Origin of the sequence: Streptomyces sp. NPDC059142 (assembly GCF_042755665.1) — a bacterium.
Classification (GTDB): Bacteria; Actinomycetota; Actinomycetes; order Streptomycetales; family Streptomycetaceae; genus Streptomyces.
Genome location: NZ_JBHZDA010000056.1, coordinates 5465 through 19203, shown reverse-complemented (window position 1 = coordinate 19203; position 13739 = coordinate 5465). Strand labels below are relative to the sequence as shown.

General features: G+C 72.7%; 12 protein-coding genes. 9 read left to right on the top strand and 3 right to left on the bottom strand.

Going from position 1 to position 13739, the window contains the following annotated elements:
• Nucleotides 1–235: 235 nt before the first annotated feature.
• The 3 genes from ACFXPK_RS20565 (at nt 236) to ACFXPK_RS20555 (ending at nt 3190) form a co-directional block, all read left to right on the top strand.
• Nucleotides 236–895: a trimeric intracellular cation channel family protein gene (locus ACFXPK_RS20565; protein WP_384993721.1), complete on the top strand. Its 660-nt coding sequence runs from the start codon at nt 236–238 to the stop codon at nt 893–895.
• An 82-nt stretch (nt 896–977) separates the two neighbouring features.
• A complete protein-coding gene (locus ACFXPK_RS20560; protein WP_384993718.1) occupies nt 978–1811 on the top strand; it encodes a thioesterase family protein in 834 nt (277 codons plus the stop codon).
• Nucleotides 1812–2026: 215 nt separating this feature from the next.
• The gene (locus ACFXPK_RS20555; RefSeq protein ID WP_385077331.1) at nt 2027–3190 is read left to right on the top strand and encodes a cysteine desulfurase family protein; all 1164 of its coding nucleotides are present in this window, start codon (nt 2027–2029) and stop codon (nt 3188–3190) included.
• 139 nt (nt 3191–3329) lie between these two features.
• On the opposite strand, the gene ACFXPK_RS20550 is transcribed toward ACFXPK_RS20555, so the two are convergent.
• The gene (locus ACFXPK_RS20550) at nt 3330–4079 is read right to left on the bottom strand and encodes an N-acetylmuramoyl-L-alanine amidase (RefSeq protein ID WP_385077328.1); all 750 of its coding nucleotides are present in this window, start codon (nt 4077–4079) and stop codon (nt 3330–3332) included.
• A 60-nt stretch (nt 4080–4139) separates the two neighbouring features.
• On the opposite strand from ACFXPK_RS20550, the gene mnmA reads away from it, so the two are divergent.
• Nucleotides 4140–5267: a tRNA 2-thiouridine(34) synthase MnmA gene (gene mnmA, locus ACFXPK_RS20545; RefSeq protein ID WP_384993710.1), complete on the top strand. Its 1128-nt coding sequence runs from the start codon at nt 4140–4142 to the stop codon at nt 5265–5267.
• Nucleotides 5268–5304: 37 nt separating this feature from the next.
• Here the strand turns inward: mnmA and ACFXPK_RS20540 are convergent, their stop codons facing one another.
• The gene (locus tag ACFXPK_RS20540) at nt 5305–6081 is read right to left on the bottom strand and encodes an alpha/beta fold hydrolase (RefSeq protein WP_385077324.1); all 777 of its coding nucleotides are present in this window, start codon (nt 6079–6081) and stop codon (nt 5305–5307) included.
• Between the two features lie 88 nt (nt 6082–6169).
• Nucleotides 6170–6505, bottom strand: a complete 336-nt coding sequence (locus ACFXPK_RS20535) for a DUF427 domain-containing protein (RefSeq protein WP_384993779.1) — start codon at nt 6503–6505, stop codon at nt 6170–6172.
• 84 nt (nt 6506–6589) lie between these two features.
• Here ACFXPK_RS20535 and ACFXPK_RS20530 point away from each other — a divergent pair, with 84 nt between their 5' ends.
• The 5 genes from ACFXPK_RS20530 to ACFXPK_RS20510 all read left to right on the top strand — a co-directional run bounded on the left by ACFXPK_RS20530 (nt 6590) and on the right by ACFXPK_RS20510 (nt 13596).
• Complete coding sequence (locus ACFXPK_RS20530; protein WP_384993705.1) at nt 6590–7129, top strand: TIGR00730 family Rossman fold protein; 540 nt, start codon at nt 6590–6592, stop codon at nt 7127–7129.
• A gap of 49 nt (nt 7130–7178) precedes the next feature.
• Nucleotides 7179–7868 carry an SDR family oxidoreductase gene (locus ACFXPK_RS20525; protein WP_385077321.1) on the top strand — a complete coding sequence of 230 codons (690 nt, stop codon included), beginning with the start codon at nt 7179–7181 and terminating at the stop codon, nt 7866–7868.
• Between the two features lie 8 nt (nt 7869–7876).
• The gene (locus tag ACFXPK_RS20520) at nt 7877–8911 is read left to right on the top strand and encodes a methionine synthase (protein WP_385077370.1); all 1035 of its coding nucleotides are present in this window, start codon (nt 7877–7879) and stop codon (nt 8909–8911) included.
• Between the two features lie 43 nt (nt 8912–8954).
• Nucleotides 8955–11222, top strand: coding sequence for an NAD-dependent DNA ligase LigA (ligA, locus tag ACFXPK_RS20515; RefSeq protein WP_385077319.1), 2268 nt, complete (start codon nt 8955–8957; stop codon nt 11220–11222).
• 262 nt (nt 11223–11484) lie between these two features.
• Nucleotides 11485–13596, top strand: a complete 2112-nt coding sequence (locus ACFXPK_RS20510; protein ID WP_385077316.1) for a putative bifunctional diguanylate cyclase/phosphodiesterase — start codon at nt 11485–11487, stop codon at nt 13594–13596.
• The last annotated feature ends 143 nt before the right edge of the window (nt 13597–13739 follow it).

The window sequence follows — 13739 nt, the reverse complement described above, 5'->3', positions numbered from 1 at the left end:
CGGCGGGAATCCGCCGGGCGCCACTCGCTTTCGGCGCCGGTACGGGCGGCAGGCGGGCAGGGGCGGTACGGCGGCGGAGGCGGTACGGCGGCAGGGGCGGTACGGCGCTCCCGTGCCGGTGCCGGTGCCGGTGCCGGTCCAGGTCCCGCTTCCGCTTCCGCTTCGCGAGGCGGTGCCTGTCCCGGTCCGTGAACCGGTTTTCGTCCGTATGTGCGTGTACCGGCACACTGTCCGGGTGTTCCATGACCTTTTCACGCCCTCCGTCCAGCACGCGCTCGACCTCGTCGGGATCTTCGTCTTCGCGATCTCCGGTGCCCTGCTCGCCGTACGGAAGAACTTCGACGTCTTCGGCATGGCGGTGCTGGCCGAGATCACCGCGCTGGGCGGAGGGCTGCTCCGTGATCTGATCATCGGAGCGGTGCCGCCCGCCGCCTTCACCGATCTGGGCTACTTCTCCATGCCGCTGGTGGCGACCGCGCTGGTCTTCTTCCTCCACCCCCACGTCGAGCGGATCCAGGGCGCCGTCAATGTCTTCGACGCGGCGGGGCTCGGCCTCTTCTGCGTCACGGGGACCACCAAGGCGTACGAGTACGGGCTCGGTCTGACCTCCTCGGTCGTCCTCGGCATGGCCACGGCCGTCGGCGGCGGCGTACTGCGCGACGTCCTCGCCAACGAGGTGCCCTCGCTGCTGCGCTGGGACCGCGACCTCTACGCCGTGCCCGCCATCGTCGGCGCCACGATGGTGGCCCTCTGTATCCGCTTCGACGCCCTCAACGGCCTCACCAGCGGGATCGCCGTCCTGACCGCGTTCGCTCTGCGCCTGCTCGCGATGCGCTTCCACTGGCGGGCGCCCCGCGCCTGGAACCGCCGCTCGGCGGCGGAGGAGCCCGTGTGACGCCGACGGGCCCGGGGCGGACCCGTACCCCTCACCCGCTTAAGCTACCGCTTAGTAAAGTCATGTTGTACGGTTGCGTCCCATGGCACAGGTATCCATCGGGGACAGCGAGTTCGACCGCGAGACGGCTGTCTCCCTCCGCGCCCCGGGCGTCTACGACACACGGCTCTTCCCGGGCTGGACCGTCATGAACATCGTCAACGGCGGCTATCTGCTGGCGGTCATGGGCCGTGCGCTCGGGGACGCCCTGCCGCACTCCGACCCGTTCGCCGTGTCCGCCCACTACCTCACGCCCTCGGTGCCGGGACCGGCCGTCGTACGGACCGAGACCCTGCGCACCGGCCGGACGCTCTCCACCGGCCAGGCGTCCCTCTTCCAGACCGGGGAGGACGGGAACGAGGTGGAGCGGATCCGCTTCCTCGCCTCGTACGGCGATCTGGACGCCCTCCCCGACGACGTGCGGACCTCTGCCAAGCCGCCGGAGATGCCGCCGCTGGAACGGTGCGTCGACACCGCCGACGGGCCCGCGCCCGAGGGCGACTTCACCATCCTCGACCGGCTCTCCATGCGGATCGACCCCGCCACCGTCGGCTGGGCGCTCGGCGAGCCCTCCGGGCGGGGCGAGATGCGCGCCTGGTTCGGACTCGCGGACGGCCGCGACCCCGATCCGCTCTCGCTGCTGTTCACCGTCGACGCGCTGCCGCCGACCTCCTTCGACCTGGGGCTGCGGGGCTGGACGCCGACCGTCGAACTGACCGTCCATGTCCGCTGCCGCCCGGCGCCGGGGCCGCTCCGGGTCGCCATCACCACCCGTAACCTGGCCGGCGGCTTCCTGGAGGAGGACGCGGAGATCTGGGACAGCCAGGACCGGCTGGTGGTCCAGTCCCGCCAACTGGCCCGCGCGCCCCGCGACTGAGTCCCGCGCTGCTGAGTCCCGCACGCCGGCGCCACGGGCGGCGGCGGGCCTGACGTACGAGGCGAACGGCGTCCCGTGCGGAAGCGCGGAAACGCGGAAACGCGGAATCACGGTCGGCAGGTGCCGTCCGAGGGGCGGAACCGGCCGGTCCGCGAGGACTCCGGCCTGTACCGGCTGCGTGGGCGGCCGTCCGCGCTCGTAGAATCGTGCCCACCATGGCTTACCTCGACCACGCCGCGACCACTCCGATGCTGCCGGAGGCGATCGAGGCGATGACCGCCCAGTTCGGCCTCGCCGGCAACGCCTCCTCCCTCCACGCCGCCGGGCGCCGGGCCCGCCGTACCGTCGAGGAGGCCCGTGAGACGTTCGCGGAGGCCCTCGGCGCGCGCCCCAGCGAGGTGGTCTTCACCTCGGGCGGCACGGAGGCCGACAACCTCGCCGTGAAGGGCCTCTACTGGGCCCGCCGCGACGCCGACCCGGCCAGAACCCGGGTGCTGGCCAGCCCCGTGGAGCACCACGCGGTCCTCGACGCCGTCGAATGGCTCGGCGAACACGAGGGCGCGACCGTCGAATACCTCCCCGTCGACCCCTACGGACGGGTCCTGCCCGGCGCGCTGCGCGAGGCGATCGAACGGAACCCGCTCGATGTGGCCCTCGCCACCGTCATGTGGGCCAACAACGAGATCGGCACGATCCTGCCGGTACCGGAACTGGCCGAGGTGGCGGCGGAGTTCGACATTCCGCTGCACTCCGACGCCGTCCAGGCGTTCGGCCAGACCGCATTGGACTTCGGCGCCTCCGGGCTCGCCGCGATGACCGTCTCCAGCCACAAGATCGGCGGCCCGTACGGAATCGGCGCGCTGCTGCTCGGCCGCGAGTACACCCCCGTGCCCGTGCTGCACGGCGGCGGCCAGGAACGCCATGTCCGCTCGGGCACCCTGGACGTGCCCGCCGTCGCCGCCTTCGCGGTCGCGGGCCGGCTCGCCGCGCAGCGCCGCGAGGCGTTCGCCCGGGAGATCGGCGCCCTGCGGGACGAACTGATCACGGCCGTCCGGTCCGCCGTCCCCGACGCGGTCCTCGGCGGTGACCCCGAGAACCGTCTCGCCGCCAACGCGCACTTCAGCTTCCCCGGCTGCGAGGGCGACTCGCTGCTCCTGCTGCTCGACGCGCAGGGCATCGAGTGCTCGACCGGCTCCGCGTGCACGGCGGGCGTGGCCCAGCCCAGCCATGTCCTGCTGGCCACCGGCAGCGACCCGGACCTGGCCAGGGGCACCCTGCGCTTCTCGCTCGGCCACACGTCCACGGCGGCGGATGTGGCGGCGGTCGCGAAGGCCATCGGCCCGGCGGTCGACCGCGCGCGCAACGCCGGCCTGAGTTGAGCTGAGACGGAGACGGAGACGGCGCCCCGGGCGCTCCCGGGCGCTCCGGTGCGGTCCGTACCGGCGGGGCGTGGGCCCGTAGCGGAGTGGCCCCGTACCGGCGTGGGCCCGTACCGGCGTGGGCCCGTACCGGCGCGGCTCAGGCGCCCTGTGCCGCCGTCGAGCCCGACGGTGAGGGCGAGGGCGAAGGGATCGGCTTCGCCTCCCGCACCAGCTTCAGATAGCGGTCCCAGTCCCAGAGCGGACCCGGGTCCGTGTGGTCCGTCCCCGGGACCTCCACATGGCCGACGATGTGCTCGCGGTCGACGGGTATGCGGTGGCGCCTGCAGATGTCGGCCGTCAGCCGCGCCGACGAGCGGTACATCGCGTCCGTGAACGACTCGGGCTTGTCCACGAAGCCCTCGTGCTCGATACCGATCGAGCGTTCGTTCCAGCTCCTGTTCCCCGCGTGGTACGCCACGTCGAGCTCGCGGATCATCTGCGCGACCTTGCCGTCCGCACCGACCACGTAGTGCGACGCCGCGCCGTGCGCGGGGTCCTGGAAGACCTTCAGCGCCACCTCGTAGCTGCCCTGGACGACATGGACGACGACCCGGTCGATCCGGAAGTCGTCGGGCCGGTCGGCGCGGCGCCAGTTCGCCGAGGAGGCCGCCACCCATTCCGAGGGGGCGTAGTCCAGCTCGCCGTCCTTGCGGGGCTTCCCGACGCCCGGCACCTGCCACCAGAACCGGGCCAGCTCGTCCCGCGCCAGCACGCCCCCGCCGACCACGGTCGCGGCGCCGCCGATCAGCAGGGCTCTGCGGCCGATCTTCTTGCCGTCCCGGGGCGTGGCCGCCCGGCGGCCGCCCCCCGCGCCGCTGCCTGCCGTGCCCTGCTCGTTCTCGCCCATATGATCGTCAACGCATATCCGCGCGACTGTGGTTCCCTCGGGCCGTACCCTGGTTGAGCTATGACTCAGAATTCCCAGCGCCCCCTGCGCGTACTCGCCGCCATGTCGGGCGGCGTGGACTCCGCCGTCGCCGCCGCCCGCGCCGCCGAGGCGGGGCACGACGTCACCGGCGTTCACCTCGCGCTCTCCGCGAACCCGCAGTCCTTCCGTACCGGCGCGCGCGGCTGCTGCACCATCGAGGACTCCCGCGACGCGCGCCGCGCCGCCGATGTGATCGGCATCCCGTTCTACGTGTGGGATCTCGCGGAACGTTTCCGCGAGGACGTCGTCGAGGACTTCGTCGCGGAGTACGAGGCGGGCCGCACCCCCAACCCCTGCCTGCGCTGCAACGAGAAGATCAAGTTCGCCGCGCTGCTCGACAAGGCGCTCGCGCTGGGTTTCGACGCGGTGTGCACGGGCCATTACGCGACGGTCGTCACCGCCGCCGACGGTTCACGCGAGCTGCACCGCGCCAGCGACATGGCCAAGGACCAGTCGTACGTCCTCGGCGTGCTGGACGAGCGCCAGCTCGCCCACGCGATGTTCCCCCTCGGCGACACGCTCACCACCAAGGACGAGATCCGCGCCGAGGCCGAGCGCCGGGGCCTGGCCGTCGCCAAGAAGCCCGACAGCCACGACATCTGCTTCATCGCCGACGGCGACACCCAGGGCTTTCTCGCGGACCGCCTGGGCCGCGCCGAGGGCGACATCGTCGACGAGTCGGGCGCGAAGATCGGCAGCCACGACGGCGCGTTCGGCTTCACCATCGGCCAGCGCAAGGGCCTGCGCATCGGCCACCCGGCCGCCGACGGCAAGCCGCGCTACGTCCTGGACATCTCCCCGGTCGACAACCGCGTCACGGTCGGCCCCGCCGCCTCCCTCGACGTGACCGCCCTCACCGCCCTCAAGCCCCGCTGGTGCGGCACCGCCCCCACCGGCCCCGGCGACTACACCGCCCAGCTCCGGGCGCACGGGGGCGAGACACCGGTCACCGCGGAACTGGTCGACGGCACCCTCCACGTCCGCTTCGACGAGCCGGTCCGCGGCGTGGCCCCCGGCCAGGCGATCGTGCTGTACGACGGCGCCCGCGTCGTCGGCTCGGCGACGATCGCGACGACGGAGCGCCGTACGGGGGCGCTGGCGGGCTGACACGCCCCCGTACCGCCTGCCCCCCGCCGGACGGCCCTCACGCCGCGAAGAACTCCTCCAGCACCGGTGCCAGCACATGCGGCGCCACCTCGTGGGTCTGGCCCGTCAGGGTGCGGTGCCGGCCGCGGGGGAGCGCGCGGGCCGCCGCGCGCGCCGCGTCGCGCACCACCGGGGGGCTCGCGCCGCCGTCCACGACCATCGCGCGGGTGGTGACCGCCGCGAGCCGGCGGACCGGGATCAGCCCCTCGCCCAGCACCTGGTTGTCGTACGCGAGGGTGTGGGCCACCGCCGCCAGGTCCGTCCACAGGGGGGAGCGGCGCATCACCGCGATCGTCGCCGGATGCAGCTCCATGGCGGACAGGAACAGCTCCACCGCGTCGTCCCGCTCCCCGCGCGCCAGCAGCCCCGTCAGCCGCTCCGTGTACGCGGCCTTCGCCGGCAGGGCCGCCGGGTCCGTCGCGTACGGCGGCTCGTACACCGCGAACTGCGTGACCGGCAGACCGGCCGCCACCGCCTCCAGGACCAGCGCGCCGCCCGAGGAGACGCCGTACAGCGCCGCACTGCCCCCCGCCACCGCGAGCAGTGCGGCCAGGTCCTCGACCTCCCGTTCCACGGCGTACGGGGCGCGGTCGCCGCTCGCGCCCCGGCCGCGCCGGTCATAGGTGATCGTCGCGAAGCGCGGCGCCAGCAGCCGGGCCAGCGGCGCCTCCGACTCCGCCGTACTGAAGGCGCCCCCCACCAGAATCACCGGCGGCCCCTCGCCCGACCGCCGGTAAGCGATCGGGGTGCCGTCCCCCGACTTCACCTTGCACACGTTGTCCATGGAGAGTCAGACCGGCGGGCCGTGCCCAACTCATCGCTCCCCGGCGGAAGTTTTTCGCGGAGGTTCCACCGCGGCCTTCTCAGGCGGCCACCACCTCGGTGTCGTAGAAGCAGAAGTGGTCCTTGACCTGGGCTACTTCGGCCTTCGGAGTGGGGTAGGCCCAGACCAGGTCCGGCGCGTCCGGCAGCGACCAGTAGGACGCGTCGCCCTTGAACGGGCAGTGGGTCGTCGTCTCCGAGGGCGTCAGCAGCTCCGTCCTCACGTCCTGGGGCGGCAGGTAGTAGCGGGCCGGGCAGCCGGTCTCGCGCAGCACCAGCGGGGCGCGGCTCTCCGCGAGGACCTGCCCGTCCCGTACGACGCGTACGTGCTCCGTGCCCTGCTCGACCGTGATGCGGTGTCCTGCGCTCATCGTGATCGGTCCCTTCGGGGGTGTCGGTACTCTCCCTGTCGTACAGCAACGGTCCGCACCGCGCTCTTCCCCACACGTACCGTTTGCGTCATGAATATCTGTGTCTTCCTCTCCGCGGCCGACCTCGACGAGCGCTACACCCGCCCCGCCCGTGAATTCGCCGAACTGATCGGCAAGGGCGGCCACACCCTCGTCTGGGGCGGCTCCGACAGCGGGCTGATGAAGGTCGTCGCCGACGGGGTGCAGGAGGGCGGCGGCCGGCTGGTCGGGGTGTCGGTGGACTTCCTCCACGCCGTGGCCCGGCCGAACGCCGACGAGATGGTGATCGCGAAGGACCTCGCCGAGCGCAAGGCGCTGCTGCTCGCCAAGTCCGACGCCGTCGTGGTCATGGTCGGGGGTACGGGGACGCTCGACGAGGCCACCGAGATCCTGGAGCTGAAGAAGCACGGCATGCACCGCCACCCCGTGGTGCTGCTCAACACCGCGGGCTTCTACGACGGGCTGAAGGAGCAGTTCCGGCGGATGGAGGACGAGGGCTTCCTGCCGCTGCCCCTCACCGACCTGGTCTTCTTCGCAGAGGACGGCGTCGGCGCCCTCGCCTACCTGGAGGAGACGCTCGGCGTGCAGTGATCGCCGAGGGCGTGCGGTCACCGGGCCGCGGTGATGCGACGATGACCGCATGGCTACCCATCTCCTCACCGGTGCGGGCTCGGGCATCGGCGCCGCCGTCGCGCGCCGCCTGCACGAACGCGGCGACGACCTGATCCTCTTCGCCCGTGACGCGGGCCGCGCGAAGGAACTCGCGGGCTCCTTTCCCGGCGCCCGCACCCTCGTCGGCGACCTCGCCAACCCCGACCGGCTCTCCTGGGCGCTGGGCCAGCAGGACCTCCCCGACCGGCTCGACTCGCTCCTGCACATCGCGGGCGTCGTCGAGCTGGGCGAGGTCGGGGAGCTGACGCCCAGGACCTGGCACGACCAGCTCACCGTCAACCTGATCTCCCCCGCGGAGCTGACCCGGCTGTTCCTGCCCCAGCTCCGCGTCTCCCACGGGCAGATCGTCTTCGTCAACTCGGGCGCCGGGCTGCGCGCCCACGCCCGGTGGAGCGCGTACGCCGCCTCCAAGCACGGACTGAAGGCGCTGGCCGACGCGGTGCGCGACGAGGAGCGGCCGAACGGCGTCCGGGTCACCTCCGTGTACCCGGGCCGTACGGCCAGCCCCATGCAGGTCAAGGTGCACCAGCAGGAGGGCAGGGAGTACGAGGCGTCCCGCTGGATCGACCCCGAGTCGGTCGCGACGACGATCGTCACCGCGCTCGACCTGCCGCGCGACGCGCAGATCGACGACGTGACCGTACGGCCGGGCCGATGAGCGGACCGATGAGCGGGCCGTCCGAGGGCTCCCGGGCCGACGCCGGGCCCGCCGCCCCCCTCTGGGGGCCCGCCACCGGCGTCGGCTCCATGCCGGGCGGCGACGCGCGCGAGACCGCCCGCGCCGTCACCGGCACCTTCGAGAACTTCCCGTACCTCGCCGAACTCCCCGCGCGCGGCCCCGGCGCCGACATGATCGGCCGTACGGCAGGACTCCTCGCCGAGATCTACGCGCGCGTCGAGCCCAGCGGCTGGCGCATCGGGGACCACCCCGGGCGGGACACCAAGCGGGCCAGATCCTGGCTGGGCGAGGACCTCGACGCGCTGGAGGAGTTCACCCAGGGGTACCAGGGGCCGCTCAAGGTCCAGGTCGTCGGGGTGTGGACGCTCGCCGCCGCCCAGGAGCTGCGCGGGGGCGAGTCCGCCCTCGGCGACCCCGGCGCCTGCCGGGACCTCACCGCGTCCCTGGTGGAGGGCGTGGGCGCGCACCTCGCGGACCTGCGGCGCCGGGTGCCGGGCGCCGTCCCCGTACTCCAGATCGACGAACCGTCCCTCACCGCCGTCCTGCGCGGACAGGTCAGGACCGCCAGCGGCTACCGCACCCACCGGGCGGTGGACCGGCAGGTCGTGGAGGGCGCGCTGCGCGAACTGACGGCGCTCGCGCCGGGGGCGTCGGTCGTGCACTCCTGCGCGCCCGACGTGCCGTTCGCGCTGCTGCGGCGGGCGGGCGCGGCAGCCGTTTCGTTCGATTTCGGCCTGCTCACCGAGCGTGACGAGGAGACGATCGGGGAGGCCGTCGAGGCCGGCACGAAGCTCTTCGCGGGAATCGTGCCGGGCACCGACGGCGCGTTGTCAGACCCTGCCGGTAGCGTCATGGGTGTCAGGACGCTGTGGCGCAGGCTGGGGCTCGATCCGGGGACTCTGACGGAGTCCGTGGTGCTCACGCCGACGTGCGGGCTCGCGGGTGCCTCACCCGCGTACGCGCGCGCCGCGACGGCGCACTGCGTCAGGGCCGCGAGATCCCTCGCGGACAACCCTGAGTGACGGTCCCGGACGACCGGGCCATGGTGATCGGGAGGACGAGACGGTGGCTGGCGAACAGCAGAGTGTGGTGCCCGCGGAGGCACGGGAGCGGCATGCCCTCCTCGCCGAGCAGATCGAGGAGCACCGCTTCCGGTACTACGTGAAGGACCAGCCGATCGTCAGCGACGGCGAGTTCGACCGGCTGCTGCGCGCCCTGGAGGCGCTGGAGGAGACGTACGCGGAGCTGCGCACGCCCGACTCGCCGACACAGAAGGTCGCGGGCGCGTACGAGACGGAGTTCACCGCGGTCCAGCACAGGGAGCGGATGCTCTCCCTCGACAACGCGTTCGACGACGAGGAGTTGGGGGCGTGGGCCGACCGCGTCGCCAAGGACGTGGGCACGCCGGACTTCCACTACCTCTGCGAGCTGAAGGTCGACGGGCTCGCGGTCAACCTGACGTACGAGCACGGCAGGCTGACCCGCGCGGCCACCCGGGGCGACGGCCGGACGGGCGAGGACATCACGCCCAACGTCCGCACGATCGCGGAGATCCCGCACCGCCTCGAAGGGGAGCGCGTCCCCGATCTGGTGGAGATCCGCGGCGAGGTCTACTTCCCGATGGACGCCTTCCAGGAGCTGAACGCCCGTCTGGTGGAGGCCGGCGACAAGCCCTTCGCCAACCCGCGCAACGCGGCGGCGGGTTCGCTGCGCCAGAAGGACCCGAAGGTCACCGCGACGCGACCGCTGCACATGGTGGTGCACGGCATCGGGGCCCGCCAGGGCTTCGACATCGACCGCCTCTCCCACGCCTACGAGCTGCTGCGCGAGTGGGGACTGCCGACCGCCCGCCACAACAAGGTGGTCGGATCGGTCGCCGAGGTCAGGGAGTTCATCGCGTACTTCGGGGAGAACCGCCACTCCGTGGAGCACGAGATCGACGGCGTGGTCGTCAAGCTCGACGAGATCCCGCTCCAGGGCCGGCTGGGCTCCACCTCGCGCGCGCCTCGCTGGGCCATCGCCTGGAAGTACGCGCCGGAGGAGGTCAACACCAAGCTGGTGAACATCCGGGTCGGCGTGGGCCGTACGGGGCGGGTCACCCCCTACGCCCAGGTCGAGCCGGTCACGGTGGCGGGCTCCGAGGTCGAGTTCGCCACCCTGCACAACCAGGACGTGGTGCGGGCCAAGGGCGTGTGGATCGGCGACACGGTCGTGCTGCGCAAGGCCGGTGACGTCATCCCCGAGATCCTCGGCCCGGTCGTCGACCTGCGCCCGGACGACGCGTACGAGTTCGTGATGCCGACCGAGTGCCCCGAGTGCGGGACGCCGCTGCGCGCGATGAAGGAGGGGGACATCGACATCCGGTGTCCCAACGCGCGTACCTGCCCCGCCCAGTTGCGCGAGCGGCTGTTCTACCTCGCGGGCCGCAAGTGCCTGGACATCGAGAACTTCGGCTATGTCGCCGCGGCCGCCCTCACGAAACCGCTGGAACCGGCCATTCCTCCGCTGCTGGACGAGGGCGATCTCTTCGACCTCACCATCGAGCGGCTGCTGCCCATCACGGCGTACGTCCTCGACCAGGACAGCGGTCTGCCCAAGCGGGATCCGAAGACCGGCGAGGAGAAGATCGCCACCGTCTTCGCCAACCAGGCGGGCGAGCCGCGGAAGAACGCCCTCGCGATGCTGGAGAACATCGCGGCGGCCAAGGAGCGTCCGCTCGCCCGGATCATCGCCGGACTCTCCGTGCGCCATGTGGGGCCGGTCGCCTCCGAGGCGCTGGCCAGGGAGTTCCGCTCGATCGACCGTATCGAGGAGGCGACGGAGGCGGAGTTGGCGGACGTCGCCGGCGTCGGGCCGATCATCGCGGCCTCCCTCAAGGAGTGGTTCGCGGTCGACTGGCACCGCGAGATCCTCCGCAAGTGGCGTGCGGCGGGCGTCCGGATGGAGGAGGAGGGCTCGGGCGAGGACGACGGCCCCCGGCCGCTGGAGGGGCTCACGGTCGTGGTGACGGGCACGCTGGAGCAGTACACACGCGATGGCGCGAAAGAGGCGCTGCAGAGCCGTGGAGCGAAGGTGACCGGCTCGGTGTCGAAGAAGACCGCGTTCGTGGTGGTCGGTGAGAACCCCGGGTCGAAGTACGACAAGGCGATGCAGTTGAAGGTGCCGGTCCTGGACGGCGACGGGCTCACCGTCCTGCTCGAACAGGGCCCGGACGCCGCCAAGGAGGTCGCGCTCACCCCCGAGGAACCGGCCGCCACCGGCGAGGAGTCGGCCCCGCCCGCCGGGGGGACCCCGTCCGCATCCGAGGAGGCTCCGGTCCCGCCCGGGGAGTGAGGCGGTCCCGCCCTCGCGGTGCGCGACGTCACACCGTCGATTTCGGGCCGTCAAGCTCACCCGTTCGGCGCATACCAGATGGATAGGGATGGGCCGGTCGCATTCGGGCAACAGATGTAGAGCGCTGCCCGTCGAGGCCTTTCGCGGCCTACTGTTGAGATGTGCGCCTGTCGAACACGGCTCAGTAGTCCGATTCCAGCCGTGTTGCACGACAACGTGCCATCGCGTGGCATCGGCTCCGCCGGCTGTGAGAGGGACGGGAATGAAACCGACCGAGAGCGCCGCCCCGGTCTCACCCCCGCGCGGTTTCGCGGGGTTTGGGGGCATGGTGGTCAGAACGCCCGTTCTGGTGGTGGGACTCGCCGTTGTCGTTCTGGTGACCGGCGTGGTGTGGACACTGCGGGACGGTCACGCGCTGTTCCCCGGCTCCGACGCCGGCTGGGCGCTGGCCGTCCTCACCGGCGTCATCGTCGGCCATCTCGTCGCGCTCGGCCGCGACCGCTGGTGGGGCGGGACGGGCTCCGGCGCGGCCCTCACCCTCGCCGTGCTGCTGCTGTACGGGTGGGTCGCGGCCGGACTGGTCAGCCTGGCCGTCGTCGTCCTGGTCGGCGTGGCCCGCAGACACCGCTGGCGCCAGGGCGTCCTGCACGGCGCGGCCGACCTGCTGGGGACCGGGGCCGCCGCGCTCGCCCTGGCGGTGTTCGGTGTGGTCCCCACCGTCGAGCATCCCTGGCAGCCGCTCGACTGGACCGTCGGTGACGTTCCGGAGATCGTGCTCGCGGCGGGCGCCCAGCTCGTCGTCACCCGGCTGCTGCTCTGGTACGCGCTGGCGCCGCAGGGCGCCGGGCTGCCCGCCGCCGGACGCACGGCCCTCTACCGGCAGGGGCTCGTCGCCGTCGCCCTGCTCGGCATCGCCCCGCTGATCTGCGTCGTGGCGATGTCGCAGCCGGTGCTCCTGCCGCTCTTCGCGATCCCGCTGATCGCCCTCGACTCCACGCTCTGGATCGCCAGGGCGCGCGCCGAGGAACAGCTCCGCGATCCGCTCACCAAACTCCCCAACCGCCAGTGGCTGCTGGAGCGCACCTGGTCGGCACTGGAGGAGGCGGAGGGCCAGGGCGCCAGAGCGGCGCTGGTCCTGATCGACCTGGACCGGTTCCGTTCCGTCAACGACACACTCGGCCACATGGCGGGGGACCGGCTGCTGTTGCAGATAGCGGACCGGCTGAGGCTGGCCCTGCCGCGCGGGGCCGAGGCCGCGCGGCTCGGCGGCGACGAGTTCGCCGTACTGCTCCCGACGTGCGACTCCACCACGAGCGCGCAGCGCGTCGCCCGCCATCTCGTGGCGGACCTCTCCTCGTCGCTGGACCTCGACGGCCTCACCCTCGTCCTGGAGGCCAGCGCCGGCGTCGCCGTCTACCCGGAGCACGCGCTGGACGCGGAGGGGCTGCTCCAGCGGGCGGACGTCGCCATGTACCAGGCGAAGCGGGACCGTACGGGCGTGGAGGTGTACGAGTCCAAGCGGGACTCCAACACCCCCGACCGCCTCGGTCTCCTGGGCGATCTGCGCCGCGCGCTGGACGCGCGGGAGGTGGAGCTGCACTACCAGCCGAAGGTCCGGTTCGACGGCCAGGTCGCCGGTCTGGAGGCGCTGGTGCGCTGGGTGCACCCCGAGCGCGGCCGTGTCCCTCCGGACGAGTTCATCGCGATCGCCGAGTCCTCCGGTCTGATGCCTCACCTCACGGAGTACGTACTGGACACCGCTCTCGCTCAGGTCGCCCGCTGGCGATCCCAGGGACTGATGGTGCCGGTCGCCGTCAATGTCTCGCCGCGGGACGTGCACACGCCCGGGTTCGCGGGCGCGGTGGCGGCGCGGCTGGCCCGGCACGGAGTCCCGGCCGGCTCCCTCCAGTTGGAGATAACGGAACACGTCCTGCTGGAGGATCCCCAGCGCGCCGCCGACACCCTCGCCGGTCTCACCGGGCACGGGGTGAAGATGTCGCTGGACGACTTCGGCACGGGGTACTCCTCGCTGGTCCATCTCCGGCGGCTGCCGGTGAGCGAGCTGAAGATCGACCGTTCCTTCGTGGCCCGGCTCGCGGTCGACACCGAGGACGCCGAGATCGTGCGCTGCACGGTCGACCTGGCGCACTCCCTGGGCCTGCTGGTCGTCGCGGAGGGCGTCGAGGACGACGAGACCTGGGAGCGGCTGCGGGACCTGGGCTGCGACGCCGTACAGGGCTGGCTGGTGGCCGCGGCGATGCCGCCCCACGAGGCGACGGCCTGGCTGCTGGCCAGGGGCGAGCACGGCTGGCAGCGCCCGGCCGAGCTGAAGGCGGCGCGGGCCCGGGAACAGTCGGGCCAGGCGGTGACGTGAGCGGCGAGGGCGTGTTCCGGACGTAGCGCCGTCCGCCCGCGGGCCGGGCGGGACCTCCGAAACACGCCCTGGGCGGCACGGCGGTGGGGGGGGCGCCCGCCCCCCCGCGCGCGCGCGCGGTGGTGGGGGGGGGGGGGCCCCCC

Bases quoted from the DNA above. Each gene is read 5' to 3' on its own strand.
- ACFXPK_RS20560 (WP_384993718.1), top strand. From the start codon at position 978: ATGGCACAGGTATCCATCGGGGACAGCGAGTTCGACCGCGAGACGGCT.
- ACFXPK_RS20555 (WP_385077331.1), top strand. From the start codon at position 2,027: ATGGCTTACCTCGACCACGCCGCGACCACTCCGATGCTGCCGGAGGCG.
- ACFXPK_RS20550 (WP_385077328.1), bottom strand. From the start codon at position 4,079: ATGGGCGAGAACGAGCAGGGCACGGCAGGCAGCGGCGCGGGGGGCGGC.
- mnmA (WP_384993710.1), top strand. From the start codon at position 4,140: ATGACTCAGAATTCCCAGCGCCCCCTGCGCGTACTCGCCGCCATGTCG.
- ACFXPK_RS20530 (WP_384993705.1), top strand. From the start codon at position 6,590: ATGAATATCTGTGTCTTCCTCTCCGCGGCCGACCTCGACGAGCGCTAC.
- ACFXPK_RS20525 (WP_385077321.1), top strand. From the start codon at position 7,179: ATGGCTACCCATCTCCTCACCGGTGCGGGCTCGGGCATCGGCGCCGCC.
- ACFXPK_RS20520 (WP_385077370.1), top strand. From the start codon at position 7,877: ATGAGCGGGCCGTCCGAGGGCTCCCGGGCCGACGCCGGGCCCGCCGCC.
- ACFXPK_RS20510 (WP_385077316.1), top strand. From the start codon at position 11,485: ATGAAACCGACCGAGAGCGCCGCCCCGGTCTCACCCCCGCGCGGTTTC.